The organism is Gemmata obscuriglobus (assembly GCF_008065095.1).
GTDB lineage: Bacteria > Planctomycetota > Planctomycetia > Gemmatales > Gemmataceae > Gemmata > Gemmata obscuriglobus.
The window spans coordinates 3,054,541-3,074,898 of sequence record NZ_CP042911.1 but is presented as its reverse complement, the minus strand read 5'-3'; the positions used below and the strand labels follow the sequence as shown (position 1 = coordinate 3,074,898).

Annotated in this window: 12 protein-coding genes; 2 read left to right on the top strand and 10 right to left on the bottom strand. The window is 70.4% G+C overall.

Going from position 1 to position 20,358, the window contains the following annotated elements:
- Positions 1-331 precede the first annotated feature (331 nt).
- Positions 332-5,269, top strand: coding sequence for a glycosyltransferase (locus tag GobsT_RS12820; protein WP_010036497.1), 4,938 nt, complete (start codon positions 332-334; stop codon positions 5,267-5,269).
- A gap of 38 nt (positions 5,270-5,307) precedes the next feature.
- Here the strand turns inward: GobsT_RS12820 and GobsT_RS12815 are convergent, their stop codons facing one another.
- Positions 5,308-6,411 (bottom strand): TIGR03032 family protein, encoded by a 1,104-nt coding sequence (locus tag GobsT_RS12815; protein WP_010036495.1) that lies wholly within the window; start codon positions 6,409-6,411, stop codon positions 5,308-5,310.
- A gap of 70 nt (positions 6,412-6,481) precedes the next feature.
- Here GobsT_RS12815 and GobsT_RS12810 point away from each other — a divergent pair, with 70 nt between their 5' ends.
- On the top strand, positions 6,482-8,563 hold the full coding sequence (locus GobsT_RS12810; protein WP_010036493.1) for a tetratricopeptide repeat protein: 2,082 nt from the start codon (positions 6,482-6,484) through the stop codon (positions 8,561-8,563).
- A 608-nt stretch (positions 8,564-9,171) separates the two neighbouring features.
- On the opposite strand, the gene GobsT_RS12805 is transcribed toward GobsT_RS12810, so the two are convergent.
- The 9 genes from GobsT_RS12805 to GobsT_RS12765 form a co-directional block, all read right to left on the bottom strand.
- Positions 9,172-10,176: a condensation domain-containing protein gene (locus GobsT_RS12805; RefSeq protein ID WP_010036489.1), complete on the bottom strand. Its 1,005-nt coding sequence runs from the start codon at positions 10,174-10,176 to the stop codon at positions 9,172-9,174.
- 30 nt (positions 10,177-10,206) lie between these two features.
- Complete coding sequence (locus GobsT_RS12800) at positions 10,207-10,779, bottom strand: hypothetical protein (RefSeq protein WP_010036488.1); 573 nt, start codon at positions 10,777-10,779, stop codon at positions 10,207-10,209.
- Positions 10,780-10,916: 137 nt separating this feature from the next.
- Positions 10,917-11,273 carry a hypothetical protein gene (locus tag GobsT_RS12795; RefSeq protein ID WP_010036487.1) on the bottom strand — a complete coding sequence of 119 codons (357 nt, stop codon included), beginning with the start codon at positions 11,271-11,273 and terminating at the stop codon, positions 10,917-10,919.
- Complete coding sequence (locus tag GobsT_RS12790) at positions 11,270-13,750, bottom strand: DUF3854 domain-containing protein (RefSeq protein ID WP_010036486.1); 2,481 nt, start codon at positions 13,748-13,750, stop codon at positions 11,270-11,272. The genes GobsT_RS12795 and GobsT_RS12790 overlap by 4 nt, the downstream gene beginning before the upstream one ends.
- Positions 13,751-13,870: 120 nt before the next feature.
- Positions 13,871-14,203: a DUF1580 domain-containing protein gene (locus tag GobsT_RS12785; protein WP_010036484.1), complete on the bottom strand. Its 333-nt coding sequence runs from the start codon at positions 14,201-14,203 to the stop codon at positions 13,871-13,873.
- Between the two features lie 65 nt (positions 14,204-14,268).
- Positions 14,269-14,961 carry a hypothetical protein gene (locus tag GobsT_RS12780; protein WP_010036482.1) on the bottom strand — a complete coding sequence of 231 codons (693 nt, stop codon included), beginning with the start codon at positions 14,959-14,961 and terminating at the stop codon, positions 14,269-14,271.
- Positions 14,962-15,517: 556 nt separating this feature from the next.
- On the bottom strand, positions 15,518-16,849 hold the full coding sequence (locus GobsT_RS39565) for a tyrosine-type recombinase/integrase (protein ID WP_010036480.1): 1,332 nt from the start codon (positions 16,847-16,849) through the stop codon (positions 15,518-15,520).
- Positions 16,850-17,173: 324 nt separating this feature from the next.
- The gene (locus GobsT_RS12770; protein ID WP_010036478.1) at positions 17,174-19,828 is read right to left on the bottom strand and encodes a caspase family protein; all 2,655 of its coding nucleotides are present in this window, start codon (positions 19,826-19,828) and stop codon (positions 17,174-17,176) included.
- 63 nt (positions 19,829-19,891) lie between these two features.
- On the bottom strand, positions 19,892-20,194 hold the full coding sequence (locus GobsT_RS12765; RefSeq protein ID WP_010036476.1) for a hypothetical protein: 303 nt from the start codon (positions 20,192-20,194) through the stop codon (positions 19,892-19,894).
- Between the last annotated feature and the right edge of the window lie 164 nt (positions 20,195-20,358).

The window sequence follows — 20,358 nt, the reverse complement described above, 5'->3', positions numbered from 1 at the left end:
ACACGCGCAGGACCACATCGGGCCGGGTACGGCACCGACGGACGGTATCTCATCAGATTGAAGAGGCAGGTAGCTTATCCGACGCCGAGAGTTCGTCCAAGGCTAAAAAATGCTCTCGCACAAAAACTTCGCGGATTCGGTAGGCCCGTTTCGAGCTTCGCCCCGAGTGAACTTTCGGCCCATGCCGCCGGCGCAAGTCGTTATTTGCAACGGCCACCGAGCGCGGGTGGTGAATGCGGGAGGTGCCCGCGTCGTCGGCGCCATACTTTTGCCACTATGACCCACTCGTTCGAGTGGGGTGCGGAGAGTAGACTCACAGTCCGAGGCGAGAATGGCCCGGTTCCTGTTCGGCCCGAGTGACGACCCCATCTTTTTCGATCGGTACCTACACACGCCGGTCGGCAGCGGCGCGTGGGCCGTTTTTTCTGCTCGCGCCGCAAATTGGAACGAGGTCGAAGCGCGTGCCGGTCAGCTCCCTGAGGCGGTGCTTGTGTGGCCCGAACGTGCGAGCGTGCCCGCGTGGGTGTGGGCCGCGCCGGTCCCGGTGGTCGTCCTGGCCCGAGACACGCGCTTGTTCTGGAGCGGGTTACGGCACCTGCTGCCCCTGGCCGATCTGGTGCTTACAGACGCACATTCGGCGGACCGGTTGCGGCGGGCCGGAATCGGCCCCGTACGGGCCGCCAACCTGTTCGGCCTTGATCGGCACTTCCGGGCGGAAATTGAGGCCCCGGAGGCCGAGCGGGACATCGACGTTCTCATCGTCGGACGTCGGGAATCAGCCGCCCGAGATGCATGGCCTCCGGACTTCGGGCGACTGGCCACCTTAGGCGAGCGGGTCCGGGTGCAGGTCACCGCCGCAGAACCCGGAGCCGAGTACCGAGCGCGACTGCGGCGCAGCAAGCTCGTGGTTGTGAGTGAAGTTCTGGGCTCGTACGACCCGCGGGCGCTGGAGGCTGCGGCGGCCGGTGCGGTGGTGCTTCAGCGAGCCAGGGGCGACCACGCCCGGAGTTCACTCGAACCCGAGACCGAGTGCGTGACGTATACGGAAGCGGATCTCGAGGCGGTGGTCGGGAGGCTGTTGACCGATGAAGGGGGGCGGCGGACGATCGCCGCTGCCGCCCGGGACCGGGTACGGCCGCTCGCGTTCGACGCACTGGTGGAGGCCGCGGTCGCCGCCGGTGCGGCAGGGTGGGACGAGGTGCGTGACCGAGCCGCCCGACGGTTCCGGAGTGCGACGCAGCTGTCACTGTCCGGCCGCGTATGGCAACAGGCGGCGTCCGACGGACCGGACAGCGATCCGGTACTGGAGGCGGACCTGACGGCCGCAGCCGACCACCACGCCCTCGGGGTATTGGCGCGGCCGGATGCCGGCGCGGAACTGCACCTGGCGGTCGCGGCGGGTACCGGCAACCGCGTTTCGGCCGTCGGCCGCGCGCTCGCGCTGGTCGCCCTCGGGCGCGCCGAGGAGGCCGTGAATGTGGCCCGGGCGGCGGTCGACGAACTGAAGGCGCGTCCCGCGTTGACTGTGGCAGAGGCCGACTGCGTTCCGTACTCGGGACCGTTCGACTGGGTCCGTGTCGGGTGGAACCGGGCCGGGTACGACCACCCGGACGACGCGGAGGCTGAGCGACAGGAGAAGGCGCGGCTGTTACGCGGTCGGGCGCTCGAACTGATCGCCGAGCTGACCAGCGGTGTGTCGGATCACGAGGCCGCAGCCGCATGCTGCCCGGAACAGCCGCACCTGCAGGCAGCTCTGGGGCTTGCACTACTAAGGACCGGGCGGGCCGCCGATGCGGTCGAACGGCTCCGGGTTGCGGTCGAGGCCGATCCGTTCGACGCCGCCAGCGCGACGCACCTGGTCGAGGCGCTGGCGGTACTCGGCCGCACCGCCGAAGCCGCGTGCGTTCGCCACGGGCAGGCGCTCCTGGCGAACGCGACCGGGCTCACGGGGGAGCCCCTGGTGCCGCTCGAAACGTCCCGACCCGCGGCCGAACAGTTGCACCCGCCCCCGGCGCCCGCGCCGTTAGAGGGGGGGCGAAGCCCGTTCGTGCGCCTCACCGCGGACACGTTTACGGCCCGTTTCGGTAGCGTCGAGGTGGCCGAACCGCCGGGTGCCCTCGTTCCGCCAGCAGACGTGCGCGTCGTGCTCGCGCTGGTCGCCCACTTCGCTCCGCGCCGAGTGCTGGCGATTGGAACCGCGGCCGGGCGCCTGAGCGCCGACGTGACCGCGATCGCTCCGCCCGACGCGGCCGTCTACGTGCTGGGGGCACCGGCCGGCGACCCGCTCGGTCCGGTCGCCCGCGCACGGAACCGCATCGGCACCGCCCAGGGGATGCGGTTCGTCGGTGCCACCAATGATCACTTCGAAGTCGGGAACTTGGCCCCGCTCGATCTCGCGATCGTGGGGACCGGGAGCACCCCAACGCCCGGCCGGTCGCACGCGGTTGGCGCGTACAACGCACTGCGGCCCGGCGGGTGTCTGATCTGGCCCGACCCGCCGGAATTATTCGACGGCGAGTGGGCCGCGTGGGCGGGCGGGTTCCCGGAACCGGTCTACGGGGTCACGGGGACCCGGGTGGCGTTCCTGATCAAGGGCGAGGGGGTTGGGGCGACCGCCGGAACGGACAGCGGGCGGGTGGCCGTCGCCTGGGACGGGGAGCTGGACGCGGTTCACTCGCTGGCCCGTGTGAACCGGGCCGTGTGCGCCGAACTGGTGGCGCGGGGGCACGCGGTCGGGCTCGCGCGCCCGCTCGGGGGCACCGCGGTGCCGCTCCCGCCGGAGCTGGCGGCTCTCGCACAGCGGGCTCCGAACCGGGCGGTACACGTGCGGCACCGGTGGCCGCCGGACTTCTCCGCACCGGTCGGCAGCGAGCCGCTGGTGCTGATGCAGCCGTGGGAGTTCGGCCGGCTTCCCCGGGCCTGGGTCCGACCCATCGTCGAGGGCGTGGACGAGGTGTGGGCGTACTCACGGGCGGTGCTCCGGGCGTTTGTCGCGTCCGGGGTGCCCGAGGAGCGGGTCGCGCTGGTCCCGCCGGGCGTGGACCCGGAGCGATTCCGGCCCGGGCTCGCCCCGCTCTCGCTACGCACGGCCAAACGGGTGAAACTGCTGTTCGTGGGCGGCACCATCCCGCGCAAGGGGTTCGACGCGCTGCTCGCGGCGTACCAGAGGGCGTTCACCGCCGCCGACGACGTGTGCCTGGTGGTGAAGGAGATGGGCGCCGGCACTTTCTACCGGGGGCAGACCGCCGAGGCGCTGGTCCGGGCGGCCCAGGCGACTCCCGGCGGCCCTGAGGTACTATACCTGACCGGGGAGCTTGCGGACGTCGACGTGCCGCGACTGTTCGCCGCGTGCGACGTCCTGACGCACCCGTACCGGGGCGAGGGGTTCGGCCTCCCGGTCCTGGAGGCGATGGCGTGCGGGCTACCGGTCGTGGTCACCGCGGGCGGGCCGACCGACGAGTTCGTGCCCCCGGCGGCCGGGTGGCGCGTGCCCGCCCGGGTCCGGTACTTTGAGCGGGAGGAGGTCGGGGGGTGGCCTACGGCCGGGTTCCCGTGGTGGCTGGAACCGGACCCCGGCGCTCTGGTGGCCGTCCTGCGCGAGGCCGTTTCGGACGCCGCCGCGCGGGCGGCGCGGGGCGCGGCCGGTCGCCGCGCGGCGCTGGGATGGAGCTGGGCCCGGACGGCGGCCGCGGTCGAGGACCGCGTCCGGGTGCTGGGGGCGCGCACGCCGGTCCGGTTCCGGAACCCGGTCCCGTCCCCGGGGGCAAACCCGCCCCGTGCCGAGCCGCCGGCCGCGGTGCCCGCGGTCCCCGCAGTGGCCGGGCGGCCTCGCGTGTCGCTGACCATGATCGTGCGGAACGAGGCGCACAACCTGGGCGCGTGCCTTGAGGGCGTCCGGGACCTGGTCGACGAGGCCGTGGTGATCGACACCGGGTCCGCCGATCGGACGGTCGAGGTGGCGAAGTCGTTCGGGTGCGTGATCGGAACCTTCCCGTGGGCCGACAGCTTCGCGGCGGCGCGGAACGCGGCCCTGGATGCGGCCACCGGGGACTACGCGTTCTGGATGGACGCCGACGACCGGCTGGACGGCGCGGGCCGGGAGAAGCTCCGCGCTCTACTCCAGCAGCTGCCGGCCGGCAACGCGGCGTTCGTGCTGCGGTGCCTGTGCGTGCCCGACGGCCTCGGGAGCGGGGGCACCGCCGTGGACCACGTGCGGCTGTTCCGGCGGCACCCGGCGCACCGGTGGACGTACCGGGTGCACGAGCAGATCCTGCCGGCCCTGCGTGCCACCGGCGCCGACGTGCGGTGGGCGGACGTGACGGTGCGGCACGTCGGGTACGTGGACCCGGCGGTGCGGCGCCGGAAGCTGGACCGGGACCTGCGACTGCTGGGCCTGGACGAGGCCGAGCGCCCGGGCGACCCGTTCACCCTCTTTAACCTGGGGTGCGTCCTCCACGAGCGGGGCGACGTCGTGGCCGCGGCGCGGGCGCTCGAGCGGAGCCTGGCCGCGTCGCACCCGCGGGACTCGATCGTTCGGAAGGCGTTCGCCCTGCTGGCCCGGTGCCGCCGCGCGAGCGGCGACCGGGCCGGGGCCGTCGCCGCGTGTCGCCGCGGGCGCGAGCACTACCCGGCCGACGCCGAGCTCCTGTTCCTTGCCGCCGGGTACGCGCGCGAGGCCGGCAACCCCGGCGGCGCCGAGCACCTGTACCGGGAGCTGATCGGCGGTTCCGAGGGGCCGCACTTCGCGAGCGTGGACACCGGCCTGCGGACGGTCCACGGGAGGCACAATTTGGCGGTGCTGCTGTTGGAGCACGGACGCGCGGGTGAGGCCGAGGAGCTGTGGCGGGCGGCGCTGGCCCAGGACCCGCAATTCGCCCCCGCTCTGCTGGGGCTGGGTGAGACCGCGATCAAGGCCGGGGACGGCGCGGCGGTGGCACGCCAGGCGGCCGCGCTCCGGAGCCTGGGTCCGGCCGGGGCGGCCGAAGGGGCCGTGCTGGAGGCCCGGTGGAAGACGGCGCGGGGGGACCACGCGGGGGCGGCCGCGGTGCTCGAAGCGGCCGTCGCAGAGCAGCCGGGGGCACGGGGGCCGCGGGTGGCGCTCGTCCACGCGCGGGTGGCGGCCGGCGCGGCGCCCGCGGCGCTCGAGGCGGCGCTCCGTGGAGTACTCGTCGTGGACCCGAACAACGCGGAGGCGCGGCGCAACCTCGAGGCGCTCTTGTCCCACGGGTCCGCGAGCGGGCCTGAAAGTAATCCCGCAGGCCTCGACTGATGCGAGGTGCCACGGACCTCCCACCCCGTGCACCCGCCTCAAGGCACTGCCGGTGGCTCCGGCAGCGCGTTCGCGGGTCGGAGCCAGTAGCTGAAGGCCGGGGCGGTGAACGCGTCGGTCTGAGCCGGGTGAGCGGGGTTCAGGAGCATCGGCCGCCGCACCCCGGGCAGCCACGCGACCTCGAACACCTCGGTGCACCCGGCCGTGAACTCGAGCAACCCGACCCGCGCTCCGGTCCGCGTGTCCACCACCGCGACCCCGCACAGCAGCGCCGGGTGCGTCTGCTGCACCGGGAGCCCGCCGAAGATGTGCTTCTCGCGGATCTGGCACAGGCCGACCAGCGCGTACGGCCCCACCAGCGACAGCCCGCGCAGGTATCCGGACAGCCCGCACACCGCCTCGCGCGTGCCCCGCTCCGGGTCCGCACGCAGCAGCGCGCCCCGGCCCGAGTCGAGCAGCCACAGCGCGCCGTTGTGCCACCGCGGCGAGTGCGGCATCGACAGCCCGCGGAGCCGCACGCTGCCGTCGGCCACGTCCACCAGCACCCCGCCGTCCGCCTTCTTCCCGCGCCACGCCCCGGCGGCGTCGGTGGTGCCCAGGCAGGTCACGTACCGCGGCCGCCCGTCCACCAGCGCCAGGCCGTTCAGGTGGCACCGGTCCTCGGGCACCGTGTCCGACACGAACGGCGGGCGCCACGCCGGCACGAAGCTGAACGCGTGGCTCAGCCGGGCCAGGCACGAGAACCGAGTGGCGGTGACCCACGGGCCGTCCGCCCCGACCGCCACGTCGTGCACGTTCAGGTCGCCGGTGCAGTACCGGGTGCGCGGCAGGTACAGCGCGTCGTACCGCCCGGGCTCGTCCGGCTTGAAGTCCGCGGCCAGGGCCGGGGCGTCGGCCAGGAGGACCACCTCGTGCCGGGTCGCCAGGAGCAGCCGCGGGCCGTCGACCGCCAGCCCCATCGGCTTGGGGAAGTCGCGGGCCAGCACCGTCACCCGGCGCCCGTCCCAGCCGACGAGCACCACCTTGCCCGCCTGGTACGTGGTCACCGCGAGGCTCCCGTTCGCCCCCGCCAGCCAGCCGGCGAACCCGTCGTCCACGCGGCACTCGATCCGGCTCGGGGCATCGGCGGTCGGCTCGGTCACGGTCGCCTCACGGGAGCGGGCATAGGATGATGGGCACCGGGCAATGTATCAACCTTCCGGCCGAAGCTCCATGACCACCGCCGCCGACCACTTCCGCGCCGCCACCGCCGCCTGGGCGGCCGGGGACCACCCGGAGGCCGAACGGCTCGCGGGCCAAGCCCTGGCGGTCGACCCGGGGCACGCGGACGCCCATTCGCTGCTGGGGCTGGCGCGGCTCCAGTCCGGGGACCGCGGCGCGGCGTTACCGCACTGGCGAGCGGCGGCGGCGTTACGCCCGGACGTCGCGGCCCACCGCTACAACCTGGCCGAGTTGTGCCGGCGGCTCAACGACCCGGTATCGGCGGAGCCAGAGTTCCGCGCCGCGGCGGAGCTGGCGCCGCAGTGGGCCGAGGCGCACTTCGGGCTGGGCAACGTGCTCGGCGATCTGGGGCGGGTGAGCGAGGCGCTGGCCGCCTACGATCGGGCCGTCGCGCTCCAGCCGTCGTTCGCGCGGGCGCTGTACAACCGGGGCAACCTGCTCCGGGAGGAGGGCCGGGTGGTCCCGGCCGAGCGGGACTACCGGGCCGCGCTGGCCGCGGACCCGGACCTGACCGACGCCCGGGTGAACCTGGGGGCCGCACTGGGCGAGTTGCACCGCTGGTCGGAGGCGGAGCGGTGCTACCGCGAGGCGCTGGAGCGGCGGCCGGGGGACGCGGACCTGGAGGCCGCGCTCGCCGGGGCGGTTCTGGCCCAGGGCCGCACGGCCGAAGCGGCCCGGCTCATGGAAGCGTGCGAACCGCGTGCGGCATCTCCGGCCCTGACCCGGATGCGGCGCGAGGCCCTGCTGCCGCCGGTGCCCGATTCCGCGGCCGCGCTCGCCGCCGCCCACGTGCGGCTCCGGGACGCGCTCAGACGGGCGGCCGCGGACCCGCCGCGCCTCGATCCCGGTCGCGTCCACCAGTCCGGCGCGGAGCCCCCGATGGGGCTGGCGTACCACAGTGCGGACCCGCGCCCGGCGCTCGAAGCGTTCGCCGCATTGTACGCGCCGCAGATTACGCCGCTCGAGCCGCTTTCACCGAAAGAAGGTATCCCGCGGGTCGGGGTGGTGGTGACCCACGGCCACGAGGGTGTGTACGACCGGTGCCTGGGGCGTCTGGTGGAGCGGATCGCCGCCCGCGAGCGCGTCGCGGTGGCGCTCGTGTGCAGCCGGTCCGGAGCGAACGTGCTGCGGCACCTGCGGCCCTCCTTCCCCGGCGAGTACCTGGTCCTTCCGGCGCACGTTCACGAGGCCGCAGAGCGAATCCGGGGCGCCCGATTTGACGTGCTGCACTACTGGGAGATCGGAACCGACGCAACCAACTACTTCCTGCCGTACTTTCGCCCGTCCCGGGTGCAGTGCGCGACCTGGGGCTGGCCGGTCACGAGCGGGAACCCGCGGGTCGACTGGTACGTGTCTGGCGCGGACCTCGAACCGTCAGGCGGGGAATCGCACTACACCGAGCGCCTGTGCCGACTCGGTTCGCTGCCGACGTGCTACGAGCGCCCGCCGGCCCCGCCCGCGCCGCCGGCCCCGGCCGCGCGCCGCCGGACGTTCGGGGTGGGGCCGGACGTGCCGGTGTACCTGTGCGTCCAGAACCTGCGCAAGTGGCACCCGGACTTCGACGCGACGGTCGCCGCGCTCCTCGCCGCGGACCGCCGCGGGCGCCTGGTACTGGTGGGGGACGAGCAACCGGCGATCACGCAGGCGCTGATGGCACGGCTGCGGCGTGCGCTCGGCCCGAACGCGGAGCGGGTCGGCGCGATCGCCCGCCAGGAGCGCGGCGGTTACCTGCGGCTGGTCAGTCACGCCGACGTCGTGCTGGACACCCCACACTACGGGTCCGGGGCGAACACCGTGGCCGACGCGGTCGCCTGCGAAACGCCTCTGGTAACCTGGCCCGGGCCGTTCCAGCGCGGCCGGTGGGCTGGCGCGGTGCTCGGACGCGCGGGGCTGAACCCGCTCGTCACACGCTCCGCCATGCAGTTCGTCGAGACGGCGGTGCGCGTCGCGAATGACGAGCCGTTCCGGCGCGAACTGGCGGCGGGGCTGCGCGCGTTCGGCGCGGTTTGGTTCGATCATCCGGACGCCGCCGTCGAGCTGGAGGGGTTCTGGTTGGAGCAGGTCGCGCGCTAACGACCGGCACTTGCCCGGCAACTCAAACAGACATTGCCTGGGGCGGACCCGGTGCCAGATAGGAATACCGGGATCACGTCCTGATCCCGAGCGAGTGGCGCCTGGGGTACGTGGTTCGGGAGTTCGTAGCCCATTCCGACGACGAGCGTTCGCACCGGGTCCCAGGCAACGTGCCGCTCCCCGAGGCTGATAAAACGGAACCGCGGCCCCTGAGCTGCTGACCGGTGAGGTGAAATGCAAGCAGCACCTCAGCGGGCGATTGAAGCACGGCTATCGGGCCGTAGCGTGGGTCGCGAGCGGCCTCAGTACATCGGTGCGCGTGGGCGCGATTTCGGACCGCTTCGCGACAACAGGGCGTCCAAAACTGTCCTCGCCACTCTACCCGTTTAAGCGTCGCTGTTGGCCCCTGCCTCCGCACCCGTCGTCGCGCTCGCGCGTGAGCCGTTCGGATCGAGCCGAAACGGATCCTGCACCTCCTTCAATTCCGGCGCCCGCTGTGACGGAGATGCAGGAGGTGCAGGGTACGTGCGGCAGCACGGCTTCTGCACCGCTCTTGGATCGGCGCGTCGGCCCGGTTCGTGGTGCCCGGCCAAAACGAACCCACCGTATCACCCCGGCCCTTCGACCGACACGTTCAGGTCCGCGACGACGGGCGGCGGCACCGACTGGCCGCCGCGCCGGGCCTGGAGCCGCTCGAGTTCGTGGAGCGTTGACGTGAGCAAGCCGTGCAGGTGCCGCTCGTACTTCGCGATCCGCTCGTCGCGCCCGTCGCCGGGCAGCAACTTCGCCACCCGCTTGCGCTCGACCCGAGTGTCCAGGAGCCGCGCCACGGCCACGCACTCCGATTCCAGCCGGCGGACCTTCCGTTCCAATTCCTCGGCCCAAATCTCGACGTCCTCCCGCACCGCCGCACCGAACCGCTCGGTCGGTTCGTGCGCGAATTCCGCGTACAGCATCAGGCCTCGACCGATGAGTTCTCGCGTCCACGCAACCGGTGCGGGGGCCGTGCCACCGAGCCCGAGCTTGCGCAGGAACGCTTTGCCCCCGAATTCGGGCGGGTCGCTCTTCAGTCCCTCGGCGGCCACCGCCCGCCCGTACGCCGCGTCGAGGATGGTCTCCGCGACGGCGAATGAGCCCACCTCGGCCCCACCACCGTCGGTCCAGAATGTGAGGGCCGGGGCCACCTCGGCGAGTTCCTGTTTGGCCTCGCGCAACTCGCGCCGCAGGTCGCGCAGTTGGCCGTCACGCGTGGGGTGGTCGCGCGTCACCGGGAACGGATCGTCGGACGGAAGAGGGGGCACACCGGCGTCCTCCAGCGTCCCGGCCACCGTCTCGGCCTCGTACCGCGCGAGCCGCTGGAGCCGCCACAGCAGCAGGGCGGCGCGCTCGGCCAGGTTTATTTCCAGCAGCCCGACCGGTGCGAGCGACGCGACCACCCCGGCGCGGTGCACGTCCCAGGCGTCGGCGCGCTCGCCGGGCAGCACCGGCACCGCGGCGAAGATGCCGTGCGTGGTCGCGTTCCGGGCCGCCGCCGCCTTGCCCTCGGCGGTCCGCGGTCCGGTCGAACGTTGCGCGTTGCGGCGGTTCGCGTCGAGCTTCGCGAGCGTCGTCATGTCGGTCTTCCTCATCGGGTCGGGAGCAGGCTACCGGGTGCGGCGGTTGAGCCGCTTTTTGATCAGAGTGAGGGCCTTCAGGGCGAGGCCGAGTTGTTGCACCGACGCGCCCTCGATAAGGGACATCCCGCTCGGGCCGGCGCGGGCCAGGGCGTACACCCGGGCGTCGCTCTGCTGGGTACTGGTGTAGGTCAGCTCGTGGCAGCGCCGGCACCCGAAGTACCGGCCGCACAGGTACAGTTTGCGCGCCCGCCGGCCGCACGCGACACCGCCCTTCGTGAGCGGGCACCCGAACCACCACCGCACCCCGCCCAGGTGGCACCGGGTGGTGACCAGCGGGACCGGGTAGTCGAGGTCGGCGTTTGCCGACGCGATCCGGTACAAGAGCCGGAGCGTTCCGGCGGTCGCACCCACGGTGAGCGCGTACGTGACCGACGAGGCCGGTTTCCCTCCGCCGGGCCGGCCCCACTGGTACGAGCCGACCCGGTTGGTGGTGCCCGGGACCAGCCGGTTCCACCGTTTCAGGTCCGCCGTGTCCAGCGCGTAGTGCCCCTCAACCGTGGCCTTCTTGGACCACCGCGCGCCGCTCCCCGAACCGCCCATCGCACGCTCCGGTTTTCCGAAATCAATTGGCCGGTTAACACCCGCTACGCCGCCCCGCATTGCGGCAACCCATTGATGACGAATCGGTTGCGCGCTGTGAGTCGCTCAACACGTCCGACACCGGTCCCACGCCGGGTTCATCCGGTTCGTGCCACTGTTCTGGCCGGGCGGGCCGTTTCAGGGGCGGCGAACAGCTCCGGGAAGTCGATCCGGGCATCCGGGCGGACCCGGTCCCAGACTCCGTCCCCTTCGACCGCGAGCAGCGCGACGTCGGCGGGGATCGGGACCGACGGATTCAGCTCGACCACGCGCGGCTTGCCGTCCGTGGAGCCCCACCAGCGCCGCCCGGTGAGGACCGCGCGGATGCCGGTGTGCAGCACCCGCAACAGGACGTCCAGCTCGGGCGGCGGGTCGGTGGCAAAGACCAGCTCCGCGCCTTCGGCCGCGGGTCCGTACCCGCGCACCCGTGCCAGCAGTTCGGTGGCGGTGGTCACGCGACGTCCCTCCGGTCGTGCGGGCGGTCGTCGCTCCGGTACCGCGGTCCCGCGCGCGACGGCTGCGGGCGGGCGGGATCGGGCCCGTCTTCTCCGGCACCTCCAGCGGGCACCGGGGCCTCCGGCACCGGGCCGGGGCGGACCTCCGCACCGCTCGCCGGGACCACCTCCCAGCGGTTCGAGTTGGTCCGGTCGGAGCCGCCCTTGCACAGCATCCGGCCGCCGAAGTTGCGCCGCTGGAAGTGCCGGAACCGGCCCCCCAGGGCCCGCCCGTCGAGCTTCCCGCATAGCTCCTCGACCGCGGCCCGCAGCTCGGGCACCCAGTCCGGGGCCGGTCCCGTCGTGTCCCGGATTCGCCCGATCACCTCGGCCGTGGTGACCCCGCGCCGGTTCGGGTCCATCTGTTCCAAGCACGCGAGCAGCGCCTCCATCGCGACCGCGTCCCGGTCGGCGCTGGTCTGGAGCGCGAGCCGGGCCTCGCCGGGGTCGGGCAGCCCGGCGAATACCACCGCCTCGCGCACCACCGCGGACCAGCCCTCGAAGCTGCCCCACGGTGCCAGCCCGTGCCGCGGGCGCCCGGCGCTGTACCACGCCCGCAGGATCGTGAGCGCCGCGGAGAGTAGCGCACCGCGGTTCACGCGCACGTGCCCGCGCAGGTCGGTGTACGTCACGTCGGTCCGCAGTTCCGGTCGCTCGTCGCGGGTCTCGAGTCGGCAGTGCGAGCACCGGCGTGCCGTGTCGGCCGCGAGTTGCACGTTGTTCCCGGTCGCCACCCAGGTGACGTGCAGCGGGCCGTCGTACACCTTGTTCCCGCCCAGCACCCGGTCCCGCCACCGGTCCCCGGTGAGCGCCATGTCGAGCACGTCGTTCCCCACCGCGCCGGCCAAGTTGTCGAGCAGCACCAGGCGCTCGCCCTCCATCGCCAGGCTCGTGATCTTCTTCCGCAGCTCCTCCTTGTCCGCGGAGTAGGACATGACCGCGAACCGGCGCCCGGTCAGGATCAGCGCGATCAGGTCGGCGAGCAGCCCCTTGCCCACGCCCCGGGTGTTGCCGTCGATCAGGAGCATCGGGGCCGGGCCGTCGAACCCGAACCACGCGAGCGGGGTGAGCAGCCCGCCCAGCCACGCGGCCCGGTGCGCCGGATTCGCAAACGGGAAGTCCCGCAGCACATCTTCGAGGGTCGCGACCGCGTTTACCGCGTCGCGCTGTGTTGGCCGGTCGGACACGTTCAGGTGCAGGTCGGGCGGGAGGCACACCAGCAGCTTCGAGGGCGCGTTGTACCCGTTGGCCGCGAGCAGGGCGCCGTTGCCCAGCACCACGGGGTGGTTCACGACGGCCTCGAGGTGCCGGACCCCGGGCCACGCGCCGCGGGCGTGGACCGCGTTCACCGACCACATCGGCGGGTGGACCGGCTTGTAATCCTCGTCCTCCTTCCCCACGTACCTCACCCACCGGGCGCACCGGGTCAGGCGCTCGCGGAGCAGGGGCAGCGGGACCTCGCGCACGACCCGCGCCCCGGGCGGCCGCCGCACCGCGGCGCCCGCGGCGGCATCCGCTTCGGTGCTCACCACCTGGACCAGCATCCCGCCCCGCTGGTACAGGTCCGGCTCGGCCGCGAGCGCGCGCACCGCCTCGTCGTTCACCCGGTGCTCGTCGGTCCCGAGCACGATCTCCGGCCCGCCGCCGTCGGGGGCCGGCGGCTCCGGCGGGCCGGCCCCGCGGATCAGGTCGCGGAGCGCGCCCGCGCCGCGGCCGACCAGGACGTCGTCCAGCGCCACCTTCTCGCCCGCCGGGCCGCCCGGGAACCGCAGCACGCGGACCACGGCCCCGGCGGTCCGGAGCGCCTCGGCCAGGTGCCACTCGGCCCACCGCACCTGGGGGTTGGAGGCGACGTCGGAGTCGAACGCCAGCACCACCGGGCGGCCGGCCCAGACGACCCGGGCCAGGTCCGGGATCAGCTGCCGCGGCCCGGTGCCGCGGCCGTGCGGGTCCTTCGGGCGCTTCACCTGCCACGCCCACACCCCGCTCAGCCCGACGCACGGGAACCCGTGCTGGTCCGCGGCGGCCGCCTTCTTCTCGCCCTCGGTGAGCACCAGCGGGACGGTCGGATCGGCCAGCGCGGAGCGGGTGCCCGGCGGCAGGTACGCGCGGTTCGGGGCCCCGGCCGGGGCCTCGTACTTGACGACCTTGTCGCCCCCCGTGCGGGTCCGCGGGCGGTCGGGTTTGAGCCGCACGTACCCGGTCGGGGTGCCCTCGGGGGCGTGGTACGGGAATGCCAGGCACGGGCCGAGCTTCGCCGCCCGCGCCGGCGTGAAGTGACCGCGGAGCAGCCCGGCGACGACCTCCGGGTCGCTCTCGGAGTAGAACCCGCACGCCGCGATCTGCCCGTCGGTGAGCCCGGACGCGTGCAGGTCGGCCCGGTGCTGCGGCAGCAAACCGGGATTGCGGGAACGGGCGCTGTCGGGTACCGTTTTCATGAAGTGTTTGTCGCACCGGGTCGCGGGACGCTCGCCAGCTCTCCCCGCGGCCCGGTGTGCTTTTTGGTGGTGCCGGGAAATGGTGTGCGGCGGGACCGCCCCGCCGCGCGGGGGAGCGGTTCACGCGCCGATCGCGCGCAGCTCGTCGGCGGCGCGGGCGCTGGCCTTCTGCCGGGCGGTCGGGGAGCGGGGGCCGCACGGGGCGGGGGCGGTCGCATGCGAACCGTCGGACCCGCCGAGCGCGTCCGAGAACCGCCGGAGCGCGGGCTCGGAGGTGAGCCAGCGGGTCCCGGCGCGGACCGCCTCGAGCTTCACCCGGCGGCCGTCGCGGGCGCGGACCCCGTTGAGGATCCAGCGGGTCAGGGTGGCCGGGTGCAGCCGCGCGGCCCCGCGGTGCCCGGGGAACTTGGCGGCGGCCTGGGCCAGGGAGATGAGCACTTCGTCGCCGAGCATGTCGGTCCTCGCGTCGGGTGTTGCCGGACGCAAGGATCTTCGCCCATTTCCGTGTCACGCGGTGTCTACGCCGTCTGGACACCCGTGGACAACTTCGGCGGGAGCCGCAGCGCGTACCCGGTGGCGTCGCTCTCGATGAGGTTCCGTACCGCCGCCGGCAGCGCGTTCAGCACACGGGTCTGGTTCTTGCCGCGGCACCCGGGCGCCGCGTTGGTCACGGTCCGCCACGGCACCGGGTCGGGGTACCGCGCGGCCAGCATCTGCACGAACGCGAACTCCTCGCGCTTCAGCTCGGTGGCGAGCACCCGCCCGTCGAGCCGCACCGAGCGGTCGGTCTCGTCGCACCGCAGGCGGGGCGGGGGCGGATCGATGTACGGCACCCAGCGGCGCCCGAACCCCTTCACCTGTTCGACGTGCTGGTCCAGGTCCCAGAACAGCACGACCCGCCCGGTGATCGCGCCGCGGACCGTGGCCTCGATCTCGGTGAGGTCGTCCTCGAACTGGGGCAGCATGGGCGGCGGGCACAGCTGGCGGGCGCGGCGGCGCATCGCGGCGAAGTGCGTCTCGAGTTCGTCGGACCACTCGCGGCGCCGCTGGTCCGCACCCGGGTCCGCGGGGGCGGTCCCGAGGGACAGGGGGGACAGGTGGCTGGTCGCGCGGACCAGGGCGGAGACGACCGCGGCGACGGACCGCTCGATCGTGAGGCCGGCCGACACGATGTGGTACGTGATGCCATCGGACTGCTGAGACACCGTCATGGTGGTCGCATCCAGTTGAGCCGCGGCACGTCTTGAACCGCGTACGTACTGTTTATCGCACCAAAGTGCGTGCCGCCAGCGGTGTGCATACGTGCAACGAGAACTTGCCCACCAAAAGCTGCCGGTGACGTCGAGTGGGACGGTTTTGACGCGCAACCGGTGTGCGGGAGGTGTCCGGCACACCCGTCAGGTCTGCCTAACGTGCCGCTGTTTCGGGACCGGCACATACGAGCGGTAAGCTGTATTCGCGTCGAAGGGTGATCGGGGTGAGACGGTTCGGGCGCGGGGAACGGGGGGGCCGGAGATGCCGGAGATGCCGGAGCACCTCGCCGTCGAAGCGGAAGCTCGGTGCAGAAGGGCTGATCCGCGAGAATCCGGAAGCAGAAACGTGCGTGAGTGGCGTGCGCCCCATCTCTGTCGAACCCGGCGACGGTTCACCGACCGCTTGCCTTCGGGCGCTGGACCCCGTTGCTTCGAAGTGATGCGAACCGCCGCGCGGGCGGACGGAAACGAAAACACCCCGCCGGACGTCGGCGGGGCGCGGTCGGGCCGCCGTTCAACCGATTTTCGCGGCAATTTCCGCGGCCAGGGACTCGTTGCGTTCGGCGTACACCTGGGTCACGTCGGCCCGCGAGTGCCCGAGCAGCACCTGGGCCGCCTCCAACCCGTACACGCGCCGCACCTCGGTCCCGAACGTGTGCCGCAGCTGGTTCGGGTGCCAGCGGGCCACGCCGGCCTTGGCGGCCGCCTTGCGGATCGCGTGCCCGTACGCGGTCACCGTGAACTCGGCTCCCGGTACGCGCTCGGGGGCGCCCTTGCGTCGATTCTGCTGTGACGGGGGCACCTTGCTCTTACGGTTCTTCCGCGCGGCCTTGAACCGCTCCTCGCGGGCCACGGCGGGGCTGAACAGCGGAGCGCCCGGGTCCACGACACACCCGGCGATGAACACGATGGGCCGCGCGAGATCGCGGAGCAGAGCCGCGTCACGCTCCCGGCCCGCTTCCTGGTACGCGTCCACGAGCACCAGCCGCGCGGTGTCGTCGCCCGGGGCGGGCGGTACGAACCCGGCGGGCGGCGGACCGTCGCGGAGCAGGAATGCGAGCAGAGCGGCGCGGGCCTTCGGGCCGATCGGGATCACCCGCCCACGCCCGTGGTGCGCGGTCTTGTGCCGCTCGGGCCGGTAGAACCACACCTCCCCGGTGCGGTCCACCTGTGCGAGTCGGAACCCGCACGCCTCGCCGGGGCGCATGCCCGTGAACCGCTGGAGCTCGATCATGGCGCGCAGGTGGGCGTCGAGTCGAGGCAATGTGGCATCGACGGTGGCGCCGTCCACGGGTCCGACGGGCTTGCTCTCGCGGGCCTCGGTCCGCCCGCGCCGCAACCCGGTGACGGTGCGAAGCGCCTGGTACACCGCCACCGGCACGAGTTCTTCCGACGAGGCCCACTTGAACACGCGCTTGATGCGGTCGGCGCGGCGGTTGATGAGGGTGCGGCTGAGCCCCGCGTCGATCATCTGCTGTCGGACCGCGGTCAGGGCCTTGGGGCCGAACTCGCGGGCCGGGGTGTGCCCGTACAGCTCGCGCACCGGGCGTGCCGAGAGCCGCAACTCGACGACCTCGTGGGTGGGCTTTCCGTCCGGGGTGCGGTAGTACCCGTCGGCCCAGCGGAGGAACGCGAGGAGCACCTCGTTGACCGTCGGGTTGGATCCGACGGACCGATCCGGTGTGGCCGCAACTTCGGCGAGGATTCGCGCGAATTCCCGTTCGGCCTCGGGCGAACCCCAAGGGCCGAGGGTGACGGTGCGACGTTTGCCGCCATCATAGAAATCGATGACGGCCCGGTTTTTGTGGCAGCGGGGCGTGGGGATGGGATTCTTCGGACGCGGCATTCTGACACCTCTTGTATTGCGGGAGTTCCCGCAAAACTCGGCATCCAGAGACCGCGCTCCCGAACGCCGGGAGGTAAGCTAAGTAGCTTCGGCGAAAGGACTTCTGTCAGCTCCCCGACTTGGATTCGAACCAAGAACCTAGCGGTTAACAGCCGCAACGTCTCAGGTTCGCCAGCTCGGTTGAAACGCTTGAAAACTAGGCACTTTCGAGTGTGACAGGTACCAGTCCGGCGGACGGCACTTCTCTATAGTTTACCGCGTTTTGCCGGGTTTGCTACGGGTTCTCTGCCACGAACTCTGCCACTTCTCTGCCACACACTGCGGCTATGGCGTCTTTTGTTTGGGGGCAGCTTTTTCCTTCACTTCCAATGAGTCCGGATCGACTCCCCACTTGCTGCAGAAGTACTTAAAGCTGTCGGGATTCTCGGTCCTCCACTGCTTTGCAACCTGTGTGGCCTCGACGATCAAATTGCCACGAAGTGACGAAAATGAAATTCCGCTGTGAATCACTATTTCCTGACGCTGACCGCGTGAGCCTTGCTTGTTCCCACCGGGGGGAGATTTAGGGCCGAAAGCGTCCACGCTCGATGGGTTGGTATTAAGTGCTTGGTCGATTTCTTTGCTAAATGCACCGCCTTCGAGATAGCGGGTGAAATCTAGCATCCATTTATTTATGGTTGTTTGGCGGGCCGCATCTGGTTGGCCGCTTCGCGACGACTCAACAAAATAATGGAGGCCCATATGCCATTCAGTATGGAAGCCTCCTTCACTCTGCCATTTGGCCTTGAACCCTTCACCCTTGAGGTACATCAGGCCGGCGTGAAAACAGCTCCCAGCGTGGCCTTTGTCGGCCCCACGGCGAAAGGCAGCGAGGGCTTGCTCATCACTCCGTTGGTACACTTTGCCGGTTTGGTACCATTTGCCCAGCATGAAATCCGATTCCGGAGCCCCGTATTTGACAGCTTGCTCGAGTCTTGCTTTCGCTTTCTCTGGGTCTTTAATGCCACCCGACCCATCGGCCAGCATTAGAGCAGATAGGCATAGAGCAGTCGCTTCGCCGAGCTCCCCCGCCTGCTCGAAAAATTCGAATGCGCGAGGGAGATCTTTGGCTATGCCCCAATTGGCATCACCGGTAAAATAAAGCGTACCAAGTCCAAGGAGAGCCGTCGCGTGGCCCGCTTCACATGCCTGTAAGAGGTGGGATCTCGCCTTCTTGAAATCTCTCGCAGTGAGAAGAGCTTTGCCACGCACAGACTGGCCACTGTAGAGTTGAGACAAAAAAAAGTGAGCTCGGGAGAACCCTTTGCTCGCAGCCGACTCCAGCAGCTGGATGGCGCGGGCCTCCAGTTTGGCGTCCGCCGACCGGAGGTTGTCCTCGAGCAAGCAAAGCCCAAGCTCAACGTTCGCAAGGAGTACACCCTCGGCGACCGCTTTTTCAAGTAGATCGTATACTGCTTGCCGCTGATCCCGGGAGAGCTGCGTACCGTCGCCGTAAAGATTTCCGGCGTGCGCCAACTGGGCCGGCCCGAACCCTTTCATCGCACTCTCTGCGAAAAGACGCTTTGCTTGCTCTTTGGAACGGGCTTCCGAATTCGGCGTAATGTACCCTTTGTTGTAGCAGTACCCTATCAGATAGCTTCCCACGCCCGGTGACTGCCGCACCCGATTTGCTTGCCGTGCCCAATAGACAACTTGAGCCAAGTCCTTCTCGACTCCGAGACCCTTCTCGTAACAGCAGCACAATGCCGCCATCGCCCACACATCACCCATCAGTGCGTTCCGATGGTAGCGGGCGAACTTTTGTTCCCAGCCCTGGCGCTGCTCTTCCGCGTTCACGGCAAAACGGTATTCGGTTGCGGCGAGGGCGGCGAGGAACTCCGCGTAGGTGGTTTTCTGCTTGGCCTGGTTGGCGGCGCGATTAATTACCCCGGCGACGCCCGCGTTACGGTTGGCGAGTAAGGTAGCGTTCTCGGCGTTCAGATCGCTTTCGATTTCTTCCTTCGGAATCGACATCGGGATGAAAACGAACATGCCGGTTCCCTCGCCGAACTGCGCAAACTGCGGCTGCATGTTGCCGTTAACTTTCTCGGGGACGACCCGCGATAGCGGGTAGTAGATGTCGAGCACGCTGGCCGCGTCGGTCTTGCTTAACTCGTTGAGTAGAGCGGCGGTGAAATACCCGTGCTTACCGGTTGCGTCCTCCCGCGCGAGTTGACGGCGGTTGGTCGCGGTAATCACCGTGCGTGATTTGCCAGTCAAGAAGTTCTTCAGGTCCCAGCGCTCTAGAGAACCGCGTGCTGTCATGTACCCGCTGCAACAGGCGTCAGCAATGAAGACCGTGTGCTGGGCGGTCGCCTCTTCCATTTGGGCGGTCAACTGCTGCATGTCAATCGCCTGCTCCGCCCAGCGAGACGCATCTCTAGCGTCTTTCAGATCGAGGCGAGCGTCTGCCGGGATGAGGTACCCCGCCTCACCATGTCCCGCCAACTCAATCACCTGACCATGTCCGGCGAAGTAAACGACCAGTGCATCGCGTTCGCCCAGCTCTCGGCCATTTTTCTGGATGGCTGTCTCAATGGCCGCTTTGGTAGCCTGTGCCCCGAGGAGTGGGACGATCTGGTAGCCGTAATGGCGGTCGAGCAGGTCACCAACCGATCGAGCGTCGGATTCGGCACACGCCAAGTTAGCTGTGCCCGTGAGGTGCGGGTAATTGTTAATCCCGATGACGATGGCCACTACCCGGCGGAACGGGAACAGTCTTCTCTCGGTACTGGCCGCCTTCGGCGTGCCGGCAGAAGGAGACTCGGAATTGGGCGTGACAGGTGTAGCTGATCCGTCACGTTCAGTATCGCGGAACGTTTGCTCGGTAGCCTTCTCGTGGCGAGGTTTGGCCAGCAGCCAGTACACTCCACCGACCCCAAAGCCTGTCGTGCCGAGAACCATCAGGGTCAGCAGCACCTTCGACCGAGACAATTTCATGGGGCTGGTCCTCAGCTATCGGTCGCAGCTGGCTGATGCGATACTTTGGGCATTTTACAGGAACTACGGCTTGATTCGCACGATCTCGGCTGCGATTCCTGTGTACCCCGCGTCACTGAGTTTGGTTTTCAATGCGTCGCCGAACTTCGCGGCGTCGGTCGGGGCAATCGGGTCCGTGGCCATCCCCCGCACCACTTCTCCGGCAGGTGTTCCCGTCAACACGACAACCACCACCGGACACCCGTCGAAGGCGGCAGGAAGGTTTTTGACTTCCCGGTCGCCACTTGGCGCAACGCTGATGAACTGTTGCTCTTCGCGGTAGTGGACGGCCGGGCGGCGGTCAGCGGCCAGCCCCACGATGGTCAAATATGTCTTCCGACTAGTCCGATTCGTAACGGCGACGCCGGCTACGGTACCGGGACCACGGGTCGGGTCTTCTTGTGCCGTTACCCGCGCTGCGAGGGCAACCTCGAGTGCTCCGTCGTCTCGGCCACGCTGTCCGACAAAAATGCCGAGGGCGATTAATATTG

What these genes read in the sequence shown, in the direction of transcription:
- GobsT_RS12805 (WP_010036489.1), bottom strand. Translation starts at nt 10,176, where the DNA reads ATGACGACGCTCGCGAAGCTCGACGCGAACCGCCGCAACGCGCAACGT.
- GobsT_RS12780 (WP_010036482.1), bottom strand. Translation starts at nt 14,961, where the DNA reads ATGACGGTGTCTCAGCAGTCCGATGGCATCACGTACCACATCGTGTCG.
- GobsT_RS12820 (WP_010036497.1), top strand. Translation starts at nt 332, where the DNA reads ATGGCCCGGTTCCTGTTCGGCCCGAGTGACGACCCCATCTTTTTCGAT.
- GobsT_RS12810 (WP_010036493.1), top strand. Translation starts at nt 6,482, where the DNA reads ATGACCACCGCCGCCGACCACTTCCGCGCCGCCACCGCCGCCTGGGCG.
- GobsT_RS12770 (WP_010036478.1), bottom strand. Translation starts at nt 19,828, where the DNA reads ATGAAATTGTCTCGGTCGAAGGTGCTGCTGACCCTGATGGTTCTCGGC.
- GobsT_RS12800 (WP_010036488.1), bottom strand. Translation starts at nt 10,779, where the DNA reads ATGGGCGGTTCGGGGAGCGGCGCGCGGTGGTCCAAGAAGGCCACGGTT.
- GobsT_RS12785 (WP_010036484.1), bottom strand. Translation starts at nt 14,203, where the DNA reads ATGCTCGGCGACGAAGTGCTCATCTCCCTGGCCCAGGCCGCCGCCAAG.
- GobsT_RS39565 (WP_010036480.1), bottom strand. Translation starts at nt 16,849, where the DNA reads ATGCCGCGTCCGAAGAATCCCATCCCCACGCCCCGCTGCCACAAAAAC.
- GobsT_RS12790 (WP_010036486.1), bottom strand. Translation starts at nt 13,750, where the DNA reads ATGAAAACGGTACCCGACAGCGCCCGTTCCCGCAATCCCGGTTTGCTG.